At 70.9% G+C, this 15,521-nt stretch carries 14 protein-coding genes; 7 read left to right on the forward strand and 7 right to left on the reverse strand.

Annotated features, from left to right (window positions below; all coding sequences use genetic code 11):
- Positions 1–51 precede the first annotated feature (51 nt).
- The 4 genes from ABTX60_RS23725 to ABTX60_RS23740 form a co-directional block, all read right to left on the reverse strand.
- Positions 52–1,470 carry a sensor histidine kinase gene (locus ABTX60_RS23725; protein ID WP_352099000.1) on the reverse strand — a complete coding sequence of 473 codons (1,419 nt, stop codon included), beginning with the start codon at positions 1,468–1,470 and terminating at the stop codon, positions 52–54.
- Entirely contained in the window at positions 1,471–2,190 is a 720-nt protein-coding gene (locus tag ABTX60_RS23730; protein ID WP_352099001.1) for a response regulator transcription factor, read from the reverse strand. It lies immediately after the preceding gene.
- A gap of 117 nt (positions 2,191–2,307) precedes the next feature.
- A complete protein-coding gene (locus tag ABTX60_RS23735) occupies positions 2,308–3,384 on the reverse strand; it encodes an LLM class flavin-dependent oxidoreductase (RefSeq protein WP_352099002.1) in 1,077 nt (358 codons plus the stop codon).
- A 597-nt stretch (positions 3,385–3,981) separates the two neighbouring features.
- Positions 3,982–4,872 carry an NADP-dependent oxidoreductase gene (locus tag ABTX60_RS23740; protein WP_352099003.1) on the reverse strand — a complete coding sequence of 297 codons (891 nt, stop codon included), beginning with the start codon at positions 4,870–4,872 and terminating at the stop codon, positions 3,982–3,984.
- A 121-nt stretch (positions 4,873–4,993) separates the two neighbouring features.
- On the opposite strand from ABTX60_RS23740, the gene ABTX60_RS23745 reads away from it, so the two are divergent.
- Together ABTX60_RS23745 and ABTX60_RS23750 are read left to right on the forward strand one after the other, a co-directional pair.
- Positions 4,994–5,401: a winged helix-turn-helix transcriptional regulator gene (locus ABTX60_RS23745; RefSeq protein WP_352099004.1), complete on the forward strand. Its 408-nt coding sequence runs from the start codon at positions 4,994–4,996 to the stop codon at positions 5,399–5,401.
- A 47-nt stretch (positions 5,402–5,448) separates the two neighbouring features.
- The gene (locus ABTX60_RS23750; RefSeq protein WP_352099005.1) at positions 5,449–5,784 is read left to right on the forward strand and encodes a YnfA family protein; all 336 of its coding nucleotides are present in this window, start codon (positions 5,449–5,451) and stop codon (positions 5,782–5,784) included.
- 18 nt (positions 5,785–5,802) lie between these two features.
- Here the strand turns inward: ABTX60_RS23750 and ABTX60_RS23755 are convergent, their stop codons facing one another.
- Positions 5,803–6,240 (reverse strand): ester cyclase, encoded by a 438-nt coding sequence (locus tag ABTX60_RS23755; RefSeq protein ID WP_352099006.1) that lies wholly within the window; start codon positions 6,238–6,240, stop codon positions 5,803–5,805.
- A gap of 121 nt (positions 6,241–6,361) precedes the next feature.
- Here ABTX60_RS23755 and ABTX60_RS23760 point away from each other — a divergent pair, with 121 nt between their 5' ends.
- Positions 6,362–7,138 carry an SDR family NAD(P)-dependent oxidoreductase gene (locus tag ABTX60_RS23760; protein ID WP_352099007.1) on the forward strand — a complete coding sequence of 259 codons (777 nt, stop codon included), beginning with the start codon at positions 6,362–6,364 and terminating at the stop codon, positions 7,136–7,138.
- A 10-nt stretch (positions 7,139–7,148) separates the two neighbouring features.
- Here the strand turns inward: ABTX60_RS23760 and ABTX60_RS23765 are convergent, their stop codons facing one another.
- Entirely contained in the window at positions 7,149–8,342 is a 1,194-nt protein-coding gene (locus ABTX60_RS23765) for an RtcB family protein (RefSeq protein WP_352099008.1), read from the reverse strand.
- Between the two features lie 171 nt (positions 8,343–8,513).
- Between ABTX60_RS23765 and ABTX60_RS23770 the strand changes: the two genes are divergently transcribed.
- From ABTX60_RS23770 to ABTX60_RS23780, 3 genes are all read left to right on the forward strand, one after another.
- Positions 8,514–9,332 (forward strand): DUF3558 domain-containing protein, encoded by an 819-nt coding sequence (locus tag ABTX60_RS23770; protein ID WP_352099009.1) that lies wholly within the window; start codon positions 8,514–8,516, stop codon positions 9,330–9,332.
- 119 nt (positions 9,333–9,451) lie between these two features.
- On the forward strand, positions 9,452–10,360 hold the full coding sequence (locus ABTX60_RS23775) for a DUF3558 family protein (protein ID WP_352099010.1): 909 nt from the start codon (positions 9,452–9,454) through the stop codon (positions 10,358–10,360).
- A gap of 88 nt (positions 10,361–10,448) precedes the next feature.
- Positions 10,449–11,771 carry a DUF2637 domain-containing protein gene (locus tag ABTX60_RS23780; RefSeq protein ID WP_352099011.1) on the forward strand — a complete coding sequence of 441 codons (1,323 nt, stop codon included), beginning with the start codon at positions 10,449–10,451 and terminating at the stop codon, positions 11,769–11,771.
- Between the two features lie 69 nt (positions 11,772–11,840).
- On the opposite strand, the gene lysS is transcribed toward ABTX60_RS23780, so the two are convergent.
- Positions 11,841–13,589, reverse strand: a complete 1,749-nt coding sequence (lysS, locus tag ABTX60_RS23785) for a lysine--tRNA ligase (RefSeq protein WP_352099012.1) — start codon at positions 13,587–13,589, stop codon at positions 11,841–11,843.
- A gap of 148 nt (positions 13,590–13,737) precedes the next feature.
- On the opposite strand from lysS, the gene argS reads away from it, so the two are divergent.
- Positions 13,738–15,495: an arginine--tRNA ligase gene (argS, locus tag ABTX60_RS23790; protein ID WP_352099013.1), complete on the forward strand. Its 1,758-nt coding sequence runs from the start codon at positions 13,738–13,740 to the stop codon at positions 15,493–15,495.
- The last annotated feature ends 26 nt before the right edge of the window (positions 15,496–15,521 follow it).

The raw sequence follows: 15,521 nt of genomic DNA on the forward strand, positions 1-15,521 counted from the left end.
GCGTGACGCCGGGGTCGCGGGTCGGCGGTACCTCACCGCAGGCCCGTGCCGTCAGTCGATCCCCCCGCCCACCGTGAACCCGGTCACCGCCCCGCCCCCTTCCCGTCGGAACGCGAACGGCGCTCCCCCGTGGGCGAGGGCCACCTCGCGGACGATGGACAGGCCGAGGCCCGAGCCCGGCAGGGAGCGGGCGTCGGCGGCGCGGTAGAAGCGGTCGAAGACCCGGGTGAGGTCGCGGGCGGCGATGCCGGGGCCGCGGTCGAGGACCTCGACCCGGATCCGGCCGGGCCGGGCGGGCCCCGAGACGACGATCTCGATGGGGGCCCGGCCGCCCTGGTCGAACTTGACCGCGTTCTCGACGAGGTTGGACAGCGCCCGGGTCAGCATCCCGGGCCGCCCGTCGGTCGTGGTGTCGCCGCTCGCGCGCAGCACGATCTCCCGGCCGCTGCGGCGCCTGGCCACTCCCGCGACCTCCTCGGCGATGTCGGCGACGTCCACCCGCCGTGGCGGCTCGGTGTCGGACTGCCCGGCCGCGAGATCCACCAGCTCGTTGACCAGGTCGGTGAGCTCCCGGGCCTCCTGGCCCAGGTCGGCGACCAGCTCCTCGCGGGCCTTCGGCGGGAGCTCGTCGATCCGGCGCAGCAGGGAGATGTTGGTGCGCAGCGAGGTCAGCGGCGTGCGCAGCTCGTGGCCCGCGTCCTGGACCAGGCGGCGCTGGTCCTCCTCGGACTGTGCGAGCCGGCCCAGCATGCGGTCGAAGGCCCGGCCGAGGCGGCCCACCTCGTCATGGCCGGCCACGGGCACCTGGATGCCCAGCCGGCGGGTGCGGGCGACGTCCTCGGCGGCGTCGGTCAGCACGACCAGGCGGCGCGTGATGCGCCGGGCCAGCCACCAGCCGAACAGCCCGGCGCCGATCACCACGGCGGCCATCAGCAGCAGCGTCCGCTGCTGGAGCGCCCGCAGCAGATCCTCGACGTCGCTGAACTCCTGCGCGACCTGCACCGCGCCCCGGCCGCCGCCGAGGGAGACGGTGGCGACGCGGTAGACGTCGTTGCCCACGTCTACGTCCTTGTGCTCGGCCACCTGACCGGACAGCTTCTCGGCGGCGATCCGCGCGTCGGTGCCGGTGACCGGCAGTCCCGGACTGCCCGCGTCGACGACGTGCCCGTCCGGGCCGAGCACCTGCACGTCCGTGCGGGCGGGCCGCACCAGGTCGTGGCCCGGCGCGGCGGACGAGAAGTCGCCGGGCGTCATGTGGTTCTGCCGCACCTCGTCGCGCAGATCCTGCACGACCTCGTCGAACACGGTCTGCTGGTCCACCCGCACCAGCCGGGCGGCTGCGCTGTAGGACAGGATGCCGACGAGGACCGTCACGGCCGCCGTCACCGCCGCGAACGACACGGCGAGCGTGGTGCGCAGCGAGACCAGCTTCGGCCGCCGCCCGGCCAGCAGGCGACAGAGGCTGCCCACTCAGTCCTCCCGCAGCACGTAACCCACGCCGCGCACCGTGTGGATCAGCTGCGGTGCGTCCGGCTCGTCGAGCTTGCGGCGCAGATAGCCGACGTAGACGGCGAGGTTCTTCGAGCCGGGCCCGAAGTCGTAGCCCCAGATGCGGTCGTAGATCGTGGAGTGGTCGAGGACGATGCCCGCGTTGCGCACCAGCAGTTCCAGCAGCTCGAACTCGGTGCGGGTCAGCTCCAGCTCGCGCGCGCCCCGCCAGGCCCGGCGGGCCTGTGGGTCCATGCGGATCCCGGCCGCCTCGAGGAACCGCTCCGACAGCGGCCTGGGTGCGTCGGCCACAGGCGCGCTGCCGGCCCCCACCGGGCTGGTGCGGCGCAGCAGGGCGCGCAGCCGGGCGAAGACCTCCTCGACGTCGAAGGGCTTGACCACGTAGTCGTCGGCGCCCGCGTCCAGGCCGGCGATCCGGTCGGCGGTCTCGACGAGGGCCGTGAGCATCAGCACCGGCGTCCGGTCCCCCTCGGCGCGCAGCACCCGGCACACCTGGAGCCCGTCGATGCCGGGCATCATCACGTCCAGCAGGAGCACGTCCGGACGGTTGCGGTGGGCCTGTGCCAGCGCCTCGACACCGTCGGCGACCGCCATGACCTGGTAGCCCTCCAGGGTCAGGGCACGCTCCAGGGCGTTGCGGATGGCGCGGTCGTCTTCGGCGAGCAGCACGGTGTGGGGCACGCGTCCAGTGTGCCAAGCCGCCCGGCCCGCGGGACCGTATGCGCTGCGCCGGAGCGTCCTTCTTACTCCTCTCTCACCAGCGGCCGGGCAGCCTCGGAGCCGCTCCCTACCGTGCCCTCACCCTCGGCCTGGGGCGAGCCGGGCCGCGTGCGTCGGGGCGTCCGGGACGTCCGCCGGGCGGTCCACCGCGAACTCCTTGCGCAGCACCGGCACGACCTCCTCGCCGAGCAGGTCGATCTGCTCCAGCACGGTCTTCAGCGGCAGCCCGGCGTGGTCGATCAGGAACAGCTGGCGCTGGTAGTCGCCTGCGTACTCGCGGAAGGCCAGCGTCTTCTCGATGACCTGCTGCGGGGAGCCGACGGTCAGCGGCGTCTGCTCGGTGAAGTCCTCCAGCGACGGGCCGTGCCCGTAAACCGGGGCGACGTCGAAGTAGGGACGGAACTCGCGCACCGCGTCCTGGGCGTTCTTCCGCATGAACACGTGCCCGCCGAGGCCGACGATCGCCTGCTCGGGAGTGCCGTGCCCGTAGTGGGCGTAGCGCTCGCGGTACAGCTCGACCATGCGCTTGGTGTGGTCGGCCGGCCAGAAGATGTTGTTGTGGAAGAAGCCGTCGCCGTAGTACGCGGCCTGCTCTGCGATCTCCGGCGAGCGGATCGACCCGTGCCAGACGAACGGCGGTACGCCGTCCAGCGGGCGGGGCGTGGAGGTGAAGCCCTGCAGGGGGGTGCGGAACTTCCCCTCCCAGTCGACGACGTCCTCGCGCCACAGGCGGTGGAGCAGGGCGTAGTTCTCGACGGCGAGGTTGATGCCCTGGCGGATGTCCTGCCCGAACCAGGGGTAGACCGGGCCGGTGTTCCCGCGCCCCAGCATCAGGTCCACCCGGCCGTCGGCCAGGTGCTGGAGCATCGCGAAGTCCTCGGCGATCTTCACCGGGTCGTTGGTGGTGATCAGGGTCGTGGCCGTGGAGAGGATCAGCCGCTCGGTGCGGGCCGCGACGTAGCCGAGCATCGTCGTGGGGGACGAGGGCACGAAGGGCGGGTTGTGGTGCTCACCGGTGGCGAAGACGTCGAGGCCCACTTCCTCGGCCTTCAGCGCGATGGCCACCATGGCCTTGATCCGCTCGCGCTCCGTGGGCGTCCGGCCGGTGGTGGGGTCGGGCGTGACGTCGCCGACGCTGAAGATCCCGAACTGCATGCTCGCTCACCCTCCAGGTTGTTTACGGTTCAACCACACTGGGGAACAGGTGCCCACGTGGGGCTATTCCCAGGAGGGGGCCCGGCGCGGGGTGGGAGGGCCCGCCACCGGAGGGAAGGGAGACGGCACTGGGGAAAGGGAACGGCACTGGAGGGAGGGCCGGCACTGGGGAGGAGAGCTCGGCACGGGGGGGGGCGATGGCCCGGCGCCAGCGGCGAGAGCCCGGCACGGAGGCCGAAGACCCGGCACGGGGCCGAAAGCCCGACACCAGCCGCAAGAGCCCCCGCACGGGAGCCGCCGAAGACCCGACACCAGCCCCAAGAGCCCGGCACGGGAGCCGAAGACCCGGCACCAGCCGCAAGAGCCCCGCACGGGAGCCGAAGACCCGGCACCAGCCGTAAGAGCCCGGCACGGGGGGGGCGACGGCCCGGCGCCAGCGGCGAGAGCCCGGCACGGAGGCCGAAGACCCGGGGCGGGTCCGAAAGCCCGCCACCAGCCGCAAGAGCCCCGCACGGAAGCCGAAGACCCGACACCAGCCCCAAGAGCCCCGCACCGCTGTCGAGGGCCCAGGCCCGACCCCGAGAACCCGCCCGGGCGTCAGGGCACGAGTACCAGCCGCCCCCGCACACCGCCCCCGTCGAGCCGGGCGTGCGCCTTGGCGGCGTCCTCGAGCGCGAACGTCTCGGCCACCCGCGTCGTCAGCACCCCCTCGTCCACCAGCCGCACCAGCTCCGCGAGCCGCGCCCCGTCCGCGCTCACCTCGACCGCGCTCGTCCGCACCCCCCGGACGGAGGCCGGCTCCGCCTGCGGGATGACGCCGGCGTACCGGCCCCCGTCGCGCACCGCGGCCAAGGCCGGCTCACCGAGGACGGCGGCGTCCAGCACCGCGTCGAACTCCCCGTCCGGGACCGCGCCGCCGACGAAACGCCCGGCCCCCAGGGACCGCACGAACGCCTCGTCCCCCTCCCGGGCCAGCCCGGCCACCGGTATCCCCCGGTGCGCGGCCAGCTGGACCGCGTATCCGCCGACCGCGCCCGCCGCACCCGTCACCAGCAGCGACCGGTCCGGCGTCAGCTCCAGCAGATCCAGGGCCTGCAGGGCGGTTAGCGCGTTCAGGGGCAGGGTCGCCGCGTGGACCGTGTCCACCGAGGCGGGTGCCAGGGCCACGGCGTCCGTGTCCACGACGACGTACTCGGCATGAGTGCCCAGCGGCTTGACCATGCCGTAGTCGAGCGCCACCACCGCGTCCCCGACGCTCCACGCACTGGCCACGCCCACCGCGTCCACCGTCCCGGCGACGTCCCAGCCGAGCCCGATCCGCTTGCCCGCACCCCCGAAGACACCGGCCCGCACCCCCGCGTCCACGGGATTCAGCGAGGCCGCCGCGACCTTGATCCGGATCTGACGCGCACCCGGCTCCGGCATCCCGGCCTCCACGACCTCCACGGTCTCCGGCCCACCGAACGAGTTCACCACAACAGCACGCACAGCGACGCTCCTTGGATTGTCGGTATCCGGGACGTCCTCCCGGCCCGCACAACCCTAGGAAGAGCTACTATCCACAGGTAAGTAGTTACCTGTGAGTGCGTACGTACCCCGGAGGTGAGCCATGGCCACGATGACGGCGGCCCAGCGGCGCGAGCAGGCCCGCATCGAGTACGACGCCTTCCTCAAGAGCTGCCCCACCAACCAGCTCCTGGACCGCATCAGCGACAAGTGGGTCAGCCTCGTCGTGTCCGCCCTCGCCCCTGGCCCCCTGCGCTACAGCGATCTCGGCCGCAAGATCGCCGGTGTCAGCCCCAAGATGCTCACCCAGACCCTGCGCTCCCTCGAACGCGACGGGCTCCTCACCCGCACCGTCACCCCGTCCGTCCCGGTCCGCGTCGACTACGAACTCACGCCCCTGGGCCACAACCTGGCCCTGCTCCTGACCGCCGTGAAGGACTGGGCGGAGAACCACTTCGACGAGGTCAGGGACGCCCGCGAACGCTACGACGCCGAGCCGCAGGGCGACTGACACCGGCGGCACGACCAGGGCGCGGCGGACGTGCGAAGCTGACCGCCATGTCCGTACTCCGCTCCGCCGCCCTCTTCGTCCTCGCCGCCCTGCTGGAGATCGGCGGCGCGTGGCTGGTCTGGCAGGGCGTGCGCGAGCACAAGGGCTGGCTCTGGGCGGCCGGCGGCGTCCTCGCCCTCGGCGCCTACGGCTTCGTCGCGACGTTCCAGCCCGACGCCCACTTCGGCCGCGTCCTCGCCGCGTACGGCGGGATCTTCGTCGCCGGTTCGATCCTGTGGGGCGTGGTCGCGGACGGCTACCGCCCGGACCGCTGGGACGTCACGGGCGCGCTGGTCTGCCTCGCGGGCATGGCCGTCATCATGTACGCCCCACGAGGAAACTGACCCGGCCCCTCGCGCGGCTCAGAACGGCTCGTCGGGCGGGAGCAGCCCCAACTGCCCGAGGAAGTCCATCTCGTCGAAGTACAGCCGGTAGTCGACGATCCGCCCGTCCTTCACGGTGGCGATGTCCACCCCGCGGATCCGGATCTCCTTCTGCGTCGGCGGCAGCGTCTCCCCGTTGGGCAGCTCCAGCGGCCCGGTGTTCCGCCCGCGGTAGATGCCCTCGTCGATCGCCGTGTCACCGGCCTCGTAGGAGTGCAGCGCCTCGAACGTCGCCCCGGGGACGGCCTCGGTCATCGTCCGCCAGTACGCGACGATCGCGTCGCGTCCGCGCAGCTCGCCCTCGTCGGGAGTGAAGGCCACCGCGTCCTCGGCGTAGAGCTCACCCACGACCCTCAGATCGGTGTGCGCGGTGACCGCGTCCGTGAGCCGGTCCATGATCTCGCGTGCCTCACCCATGACCCACCTCCGGGAGAACAGGGGACCACCCGGCCTCATTCTCCCACCGCGGGGCCTGCCTATCCTGGCCGGAAGCGTCTGCGCACCGTCCGCGCCGCACACCCACGCCCGAGGAGCTCCCATGGCCACCGCCGCCCCGTCCGCAGCCTCCCGCATCGCCGTCGTCACGGGTGCGAGCAGCGGAATCGGCGCCGCCACGGCCCGGCAACTCGCCGCGGCGGGCTACCGCGTCGTCCTCACCGCGCGCCGCAAGGACCGCATCGAGGCCCTGGCCGAGGAGATCAACACGGCGGGCCACCAGGCCACGGCCTACGCCCTCGACGTCACGGACCGCGCGGCGGTCGACGAGTTCGCCACGGCGTTCAAGACGATCGGCGTGCTGGTCAACAACGCGGGCGGCGCGCTCGGCGCCGACCCGGTCGCGACCGGCGACCCGGCCGATTGGCGGCAGATGTACGAGACGAACGTCATCGGCACCCTCAACCTCACCCAGGCCCTGCTGCCCAAGCTGATCGCGAGCGGCGACGGCACGGTCGTGGTCGTCTCCTCCACCGCCGGCCACGGCACCTACGAGGGCGGCGGTGGCTACGTCGCCGCCAAGCACGGCTCCCACGTCCTCGCCGAGACCCTGCGCCTGGAGATCGTCGGTCAGCCGGTCCGCGTCATCGAGATCGCCCCCGGCATGGTCAGGACGGACGAGTTCGCCCTGACCCGCTTCGGCGGCGACGAGGAGAAGGCGGCCAAGGTCTACCAGGGCGTCGCCGAACCCCTCACGGCCGACGACGTGGCCGACACGATCACGTGGGCGGTCACCCGCCCCGCCCACGTCAACGTCGACCTCCTGGTCCTGCGCCCCCGCGCCCAGGCGTCGAACACGAAGGTGCACCGGGAGCTGTAGAGCCTGCCGGTCAGCCCTTCACGCAGACGACCTGCTTGATGCGCGCCACGACCTCCACCAGGTCCCGCTGCTGGTCGATGACCTGCTCGATCGGCTTGTAGGCGCCGGGGATCTCGTCGACGACACCGGAGTCCTTGCGGCACTCCACACCCTGGGTCTGCTGCTCCAGATCCTGCGTGGTGAACCGGCGCTTGGCCGCGTTGCGGCTCATGCGCCGGCCCGCGCCGTGCGAGGCCGAGTTGAAGGACCTGGCGTTGCCGAGACCCTTCACGATGTACGAACCCGTGCCCATGGAGCCCGGGATGATCCCGTACTCGCCGGAACCGGCCCGGATCGCGCCCTTACGGGTCACGAGCAGGTCCATCCCGTCGTAGCGCTCCTCGGCCACGTAGTTGTGGTGCGCGCTGATCTCCGGCTCGAAGGTGGGCTTGGCCTTCTTGAACTCCTTGCGGATCACGTCCTTCAGGAGCGCCATCATGATCGAGCGGTTGTGCTTCGCGTACTCCTGCGCCCAGAACAGGTCGTTGCGGTACGCCGCCATCTGCGGGGTGTCCGCGACGAAGACGGCGAGGTCCCGGTCGACCAGACCCTGGTTGTGCGGGAGGTTCTGGGCCACGCCGATGTGATGCTCGGCCAGTTCCTTGCCGATGTTCCGGGAACCGGAATGCAGCATCAACCAGACAGATCCGGTCGTATCCGTGCACACTTCGACAAAATGATTGCCGCCGCCGAGCGTTCCCATCTGCTTGGTGGCACGTTCCTGACGGAACTTGACCGCTTCCGCCACCCCGCCGAACCGCGACCAGAAGTCGTCCCACCCGGCGGTGGCCAGCCCGTGGAAGCGCCCCGGATCCACCGGGTCGTCATGCATCCCCCGGCCCACCGGAATCGACTGCTCGATCTTCGACCGCAGCCGGGACAGATCGCCGGGCAGGTCATTCGCCGTCAGGGACGTCTTCACCGCCGACATTCCGCAGCCGATGTCCACACCCACCGCCGCCGGGCACACCGCACCCCGCATCGCGATGACCGAGCCGACCGTCGCGCCCTTGCCGTAGTGCACGTCGGGCATGACCGCGAGGCCCTTGATCCACGGCAGGGTGGCGACGTTCCGGAGCTGCTGGAGCGCGCCCTCCTCGACCGAGGCCGGGTCGGCCCACATCCGGATCGGCACCTTCGCGCCCGGTATCTCTACGTACGACATAACGCCCTCAATCCCCCGTAAACGAACAGAAGTCTTCAACAGCAAATACCGGAGCCAAGGTCGACGAAAAGGAAATCGGACCGGCGTCCACGGCAGTGCGTGCGATACACATTGTGTCCATCGCCCGCTGTACGGCGGCAAGCCAATATCCGTGTCGAGAGGAGCCACCACGTGCGACGGAAGGCGTGGGTACCCGGGATCGCCGCGCTCCTCACGGCGGTACTGGCCGGCTGCACCGGCGGCTCGGCCGACGGCGGCCCGAAGGACGACTCCAACCCCGGCGACACCGGCACGGCATCGCCCGCCGCCGAGCCCGGCCGCTACCGCACCCTGCCCGACCCCTGCGCCGAGGTCAGCGAGGGCACGCTCGGCGAACTCCTCCCGGGCATCCGGCAGATCAGCGACGAGGAGCAGCGCGACAAGGCCTACGAGGGCGAGCCGACGACCACCTTCGACACCGACCGCAAGGTCGGCTGCCGCTGGAAGGTGGACTCCTCGACGGCCACCGACCATCTGCTGATCGACTTCGAGCGGGTCGTCTCGTACGACAACGCCGTCAGCGACGACAGCCAGGCGGAGCAGCTCTTCGCGGAGCGGGAGGCCTCGGCCCACCTGCCCGAGCCGACCGCCACGGAGACGGCCGCTTCCGGCAGTACCCCGGCGGGCGGTGCGGCCGCGTCAGCGAGCGGCTCCCCGGCCCCCTCCGGCTCGTCCTCACCCTCGGCGCCCCCCTCCGCGGCGCCGACCGATCTGCAGCCCCGGGTCCTGGAGGACCTCGGCGACGAGGCCTTCCTCGACGACGGGCTGAACAGTTCCGGTTCGACGGCCAAGCAGCGGACCGTGACTGTGGCGTTCCGCACGTCCAACGTCATCGTGACCATCGAGTACGCGGAGCAGCCGGCGACCGTCGGTGTCGTCCCGGACAGCAAGGAAATGCAGGACAGGGCGCAGAAACTGGCTTCCCAGCTGGCGGATTCGCTGGGTGACTGAGGGTCCTTCACGGCCCCTTCACGCTCACCCGCGAAGCACCCGAAGGAAGAACACACCGCTGCCTCACCGCGTACGGTGACCACTCGGACCCGTTCCGACCGCAGGGAATCACGAGCGTCATGAGTGAAGGAACCATGCAGCGACGAGTAGAGCGAGACCAGCGAGCGAAGCGCCTCAACCGCGTCCTTGTCTGCGCGGCCGCCGTCCCCGTGATGCTGGTCGCCGCCGGCTGCTCCTCGGACTCCGGCTCCGGCGACAGCACGGACAAGGCCGCCAAGGCCGGGGCATCGGCGTCGGCGTCCTCGAGCCCCTCACCGACCGTGCAGGCGGCGGCGTACGACAAGCTTCCGGAGCCGTGCAAGGCGCTCTCGAAGAAGACGCTGAAGGACCTCGTACCGAAGGGCAAGTCCGGCAAGGAGGGCAAGTCGGACGACATCTCGACGCGTGCCAGCTGCTCCTGGGACAGCCTCGACAACAACGGCGTGAAGGGCTCGCAGTTCCGCTGGCTGAACGTGTCGATGCTGCGCTTCGAGTCGGACGTCGCCCGCGGCCCGGCCGACAAGCTGGCCCAGGAGTACTACGAGAAGCAGGTCCAGGAGGCCCAGGCCGCCGAGGGCGCGAAGGGCGTCAAGTCGGAGCCGGTGGCCGGTACGGGCGACCAGGCGACGGCCGTGCACTACGACCTGAAGAAGAAGGAAGGCACCTTCAAGCAGCAGACGATCGTGGCGCGCGTGGAGAACGTCGTGGTCACGCTCGACTACAACGGTGCCGGTCTGGCCGGCGACAAGACGCCGGACGAGGGCGATCTGCTGAAGGACGCGAAGAAGGCCGTCAAGGAGGCCGTGGAGGCGGTGTCGACCGCGAACGGCAAGGGCGGCGGCACGGCGGACAGCGCCCCGTCCGGAGCCGCGTCCGAGTCGTCGAAGCCGTCGAAGTCGCCCTCGAAGTCGGCGTCCGAGGAGGCCTCGGACGACTCCTCGAAGGACGCCTCGGCCTCGCCGTCCAAGAAGCCCGCGTCGAAGAGCTGAGCAGTTCCGACAGGAACCGGCCACCCGTTCCCCGTACACATGTGCCACCCTGTTGCGCGCAACAACACGCAAGGGGAGGGGATTACGGGTGGCCGCGCCACTGCAGCTGACTCGGATGCACCGCGTTCTCATCGGCGTGGTCGTGGCCGGCGCCGTGATCATCGCCGGTATCGGCTTCGCCGGTTCGTACGCGGCGGTCCGCGAGTTGGCCCTCAAGAAGGGCTTCGGGAACTTCTCCTACGTCTTCCCGATCGGCATCGACGCGGGCATCTGCGTCCTGCTGGCCCTGGATCTGCTCCTCACCTGGATCAGGATCCCGTTCCCCCTGCTGCGTCAGACGGCGTGGCTGCTGACGGCGGCGACGATCGCCTTCAACGGCGCGGCCGCGTGGCCGGATCCGCTCGGTGTGGGCATGCACGCGGTGATCCCGATCCTGTTCGTGGTCTCGGTCGAGGCGGCCCGGCACGCGATCGGCCGGATCGCCGACATCACGGCCGACAAGCACATGGAGGGCGTCCGCCTCACCCGCTGGCTCCTCTCCCCGGTCCCCACGTTCCTCCTGTGGCGCCGCATGAAGCTCTGGGAGCTCCGCTCCTACGAGCAGGTCATCAAGCTGGAGCAGGAGCGGCTCGTCTACCAGGCGCGGCTGCGGTCGCGGTTCGGGCGGGCGTGGCGCAGGAAGGCGCCGGTGGAGTCGCTGATGCCGCTGCGGCTGGCGAAGTACGGGGTGCCGCTGGCGGAGACGGCCCCGGCGGGCCTCGCGGCGGCGGGGATAGAGCCGGCGCTGATACCGCCGGCCCCGCAGCAGGCTCTGGGCGCGGCGGAACCGAAGACGCTCGCGGCGGACGCCGCCCTCGCCGCGGCCGGTCGTGCGGCCGGGGCGGCCGAGGCGGGCGCGGCGGCACCCCGCGGCGGACGGCGTCCGGAGCTCGACAGCACCTCCCCCGCACAGCAGCCCGATCCCGAACCCGAACCCGACCAGAGCCCCTGGTTCAACACCCCCCGCGATGTCGAGTACCAGGGCGGCTACGACCCGGCCTTCGACCCCGACCAGTACGCCCAGTGGATCGCCGAGCCCCCGCAGGCCGCCGCGCAGCACTTCGACCAGTCGCAGGAGGTCCTCTCCCCGGAGGACACCGGCAGCTTCCCCATCCCGGTGGGCCCGAACCGCACGCGGGAGCTGGGCGACGGCGGCGGCACACCTCCCACCCCGCAGCCGGACGAGGAGGCGTACTACCAGATCTTCCGCGAGTCGATAAAGAGCGGGAACGGAGCGCCCACCCCGCGCGGGTTCATCGCCGACGTCGAGGCGACGTACGGCGTCACCCTGGAAGAGGCCGAGTCCAAGCGCATGGTGAACCGTTTCTCCAACCGCCTCAACGCGGAACTGACGGACGAGCACATCGCCTGACCCGCACCCGCACACGGAAAAGGGGCCCTCACCCGAGGGCCCCTTTTCGTCGTCACGGCGACGACTTCCCTACGCGGCGAGCAGCGCCCGCACCCGGTCCTGCCCGACCGCCAGCAGCAGCGTGGGCAGCCGCGGCCCGGTGTCACGGCCCACCAGCAGGTGGTAGAGCAGCGCGAAGAAGGACCGCTGGGCGGTCTTGATCTCCGGCGGCAGCTCCTTCGGCGTGGCGTCGGCGGAGAACCCGGCCTGCACCTTCGGCACGCCGTACACCAGGTGCGTCAACCCGTCGAGCGACCAGTGATCGGCCAGCCCGTCGAGCAGCAGCCGCAGCGACTCGCGGCCCTGCTCGTCGAGCGACTTCAGCAGCTCGGCGTCCGGCTCGTCGCGCACGATCGTCCGCTGGTCGGCCGGGACGTGCGTGTTGATCCAGGCCTCGGCCTTGTCGTAGCGCGGGCGCGCCTCGTCGAGCGAGGTCAGCGGCTGCTCGGGGTCGAGCTCGCTGAGGATGCGCAACGCCTGGTCCTCGTGCCCGGCGGTGATGTCCGCGACGGACGCCAGCGTCCGGTACGGCAGCGGCCGGGACGTCCGGGGCAGCTCACCGGCGGCCGTGCGCACCGCACGGGAGTGCGCGGCGACGTCGGCCGGCAGGGCGCTGCCGTCGGCGACCTTGGCGTCGAGCCGGTCCCACTCGTCGTAGAGCCGCTGGATCTCCTGGTCGAAGGCGACCTTGAAGGACTGGTTGGGCCTGCGGCGCGCGTACAGCCAGCGCAGCAGCTGCGGTTCCATGATCTGCAGGGCGTCGGCCGGGGTGGGCACACCGCCCTTCGAGGACGACATCTTCGCCATGCCGGAGATGCCGACGAACGCGTACATCGGCCCGATCGGCTGCTTCCCGCCGAAGATGCCGACGATCTGCCCGCCGACCTGGAACGACGACCCCGGGGAGGAGTGGTCGACGCCGGAGGGCTCGAAGATCACGCCCTCGTACGCCCACCGCATCGGCCAGTCGACCTTCCAGACCAGCTTGCCGCGGTTGAACTCGTTCAGCCGGACCGTCTCGGAGAAGCCGCACGCCGTGCAGGCGTAGGTCAGCTCGGTGGAGTCGTCGTCGTAGGACGTGACGGTGGTGAGGTCCTTCTCGCAGTTGCCGCAGTACGGCTTGTACGGGAAGTACCCGGCGGCGGTGGAGCTGCCGTCGTCCTCGCCGGCCGCGCCGGAGCCCTCGGCGGCCTCCAGCTCGGCCTCGTCGACCGGCTTCTGCCCCTGCTGCTTCTTCGCCGGGGCCTTCTTCGTGCGGTACTGGTCGAGGATCGCGTCGATGTCGCCGCGGTGCCTGATGGCGTGCAGGATCTGCTCGCGGTACACGCCGGAGGTGTACTGCTCGGTCTGACTGATGCCGTCGAACTCCACGCCCAGCTCGGCCAGCGACTCGATCATCGCGGCCTTGAAGTGCTCGGCCCAGTTCGGGTGCGAGGAACCCTTCGGCGCCGGGACGGACGTCAGCGGCTTGCCGATGTGCTCCTCCCAGGCCTTCTTGTCGACACCGGCGATGCCCTCGGGCACCTTGCGGTAGCGGTCGTAGTCGTCCCAGGAGATCAGGTGCCGCACCTGGTGGCCGCGGCGGCGGATCTCGTCGGCGACGAGGTGCGGGGTCATGACCTCGCGCAGATTGCCGAGGTGGATGGGGCCGGACGGCGAGAGCCCGGACGCGACAACGACGGGTTTGCCCGGGGCCCGGCGCTCCGACTCCTCGATGACCTCATCCGCGAAACGGGAGACCCAGTCGGTGGTCTCGGTGCTCTGAGCCACGATCGGCACGTCCTTCTTTCTGCATCGGGCAGCCGGTACGGTCGCACGGCTGACCGCATCATTGTCCCAGACCGCCTCGCGCCCGGAAAAACGGCTTTACCCCCATGGGATACTGGCCGGGTCCATCGATTTTCCTAGGAGAACGGCACCCTCGCCCATGGCCTCGGTCACGTCCCTCAGCGACTCCGTCCACCAGCGCCTCGCGGCGGCCCTGTCGGCGGCTCTGCCGCAGGCCGGCTCCGCGGACCCGCTGCTGCGACGAAGCGACCGGGCCGACTTCCAGGCCAACGGGATCCTGGCCCTCGCCAAGAAGGAGAAGGCCAACCCGCGCGAGCTGGCCACCCAGGTCGTCTCCCGGGTCGAGTCGGGCGAGCTGATCAAGGACGTCGAGGTCTCCGGCCCCGGCTTCCTGAACGTCACGATCACCGACCGCGCGATCACGGAGAACCTCGCCGCGCGGCACGCGGACGGCGAGCGTCTCGGCGTGCCGCTGAAGGAGAACGCGGGCATCACGGTCGTCGACTACGCCCAGCCGAACGTGGCGAAGGAGATGCACGTCGGTCACCTGCGGTCGGCGGTCATCGGCGACGCCCTGCGCGGCATGCTCGACTTCACCGGCGAGAAGACGATCGGCCGGCACCACATCGGCGACTGGGGCACCCAGTTCGGCATGCTCATCCAGTACCTGTTCGAGCACCCCGGCGAGCTGGCCCCCGCGGCCGACGTCGACGGCGAGCAGGCGATGAGCAACCTGAACCGGGTGTACAAGGCGTCGCGTGCGCTCTTCGACGCGGACGAGGAGTTCAAGGAGCGGGCCCGCAAGCGGGTCGTCGCCCTGCAGTCCGGTGACAAGGAGACGCTCGAGCTGTGGCAGCAGTTCGTGGACGAGTCGAAGGTCTACTTCTACTCCGTCTTCGAGAAGCTCGACATGCAGATCCGCGACGAGGAGATCGTCGGCGAGTCCGCCTACAACGAGGGCATGCCCGAGACCGCCCGCCTCCTGGAGGAGATGGGTGTCGCGGTGCGCTCCGAGGGCGCGCTCGTGGTGTTCTTCGACGAGATCCGCGGCAAGGACGACCAGCCTGTCCCGCTGATCGTGCAGAAGGCGGACGGCGGCTTCGGCTACGCGGCCTCCGACCTGACGGCGATCCGCAACCGCGTCTTCGACCTGCGGGCGACGACGTTGCTGTACGTCGTGGACGTACGCCAGTCGCTCCACTTCAAGATGGTCTTCGAGACGGCCCGCCGGGCCGGCTGGCTGGGCGAGCACATCACCGCGCACAACATGGGCTACGGCACGGTGCTCGGCGCGGACGGCAAGCCGTTCAAGACGCGTGAGGGCGAGACCGTACGGCTGGAGGATCTGCTGGACGAGGCGGTGCAGCGGGCCGCCGAGGTCGTACGGGAGAAGGCACAGGACCTCACCGAGGACGAGATCCAGGAGCGGGCCGCGCAGGTCGGCATCGGTGCCGTGAAGTACGCGGACCTGTCGACGTCGCCGAACCGGGACTACAAGTTCGACCTGGACCAGATGGTGTCGCTGAACGGCGACACGTCCGTCTACCTCCAGTACGCGTACGCCCGGATCCAGTCGATCCTGCGCAAGGCCGGCGAGACGAAGCCGGTCGCGCGCCCGGAGCTCGAACTCACCCCGGCGGAGCGGGCGCTCGGGCTGCACCTGGACACGTTCGGCGACACGGTCTTCGAAGCCGCCGCGGAGTACGCACCGCACAAGCTGGCGGCGTATCTGTACCAGCTGGCGTCGCTGTACACGACGTTCTACGACAAGTGCCCGGTCCTCAAGGCCGAGACGCCCGAGCAGATCGAGAACCGCCTGTTCCTGTGCGACATCACGGCCCGCACGCTCCACCAGGGCATGAACCTGCTGGGCATCCGGACCCCCGAGCGCCTCTGAGCCGGGGCTCCGGCCGACAGCCCCGA

Origin of the sequence: Streptomyces sp. NPDC126510, from assembly GCF_040302345.1 — a bacterium.
Taxonomy (GTDB): Bacteria; Actinomycetota; Actinomycetes; order Streptomycetales; family Streptomycetaceae; genus Streptomyces.

Excerpts from the sequence above, each read along its gene's own strand:
- ABTX60_RS23735 (WP_352099002.1), bottom strand. The coding sequence starts at position 3,384 with ATGCAGTTCGGGATCTTCAGCGTCGGCGACGTCACGCCCGACCCCACC.
- ABTX60_RS23745 (WP_352099004.1), top strand. The coding sequence starts at position 4,994 with ATGGCCACGATGACGGCGGCCCAGCGGCGCGAGCAGGCCCGCATCGAG.
- ABTX60_RS23750 (WP_352099005.1), top strand. The coding sequence starts at position 5,449 with ATGTCCGTACTCCGCTCCGCCGCCCTCTTCGTCCTCGCCGCCCTGCTG.
- ABTX60_RS23755 (WP_352099006.1), bottom strand. The coding sequence starts at position 6,240 with ATGGGTGAGGCACGCGAGATCATGGACCGGCTCACGGACGCGGTCACC.
- ABTX60_RS23760 (WP_352099007.1), top strand. The coding sequence starts at position 6,362 with ATGGCCACCGCCGCCCCGTCCGCAGCCTCCCGCATCGCCGTCGTCACG.
- ABTX60_RS23765 (WP_352099008.1), bottom strand. The coding sequence starts at position 8,342 with ATGTCGTACGTAGAGATACCGGGCGCGAAGGTGCCGATCCGGATGTGG.
- ABTX60_RS23775 (WP_352099010.1), top strand. The coding sequence starts at position 9,452 with ATGAGTGAAGGAACCATGCAGCGACGAGTAGAGCGAGACCAGCGAGCG.
- argS (WP_352099013.1), top strand. The coding sequence starts at position 13,738 with ATGGCCTCGGTCACGTCCCTCAGCGACTCCGTCCACCAGCGCCTCGCG.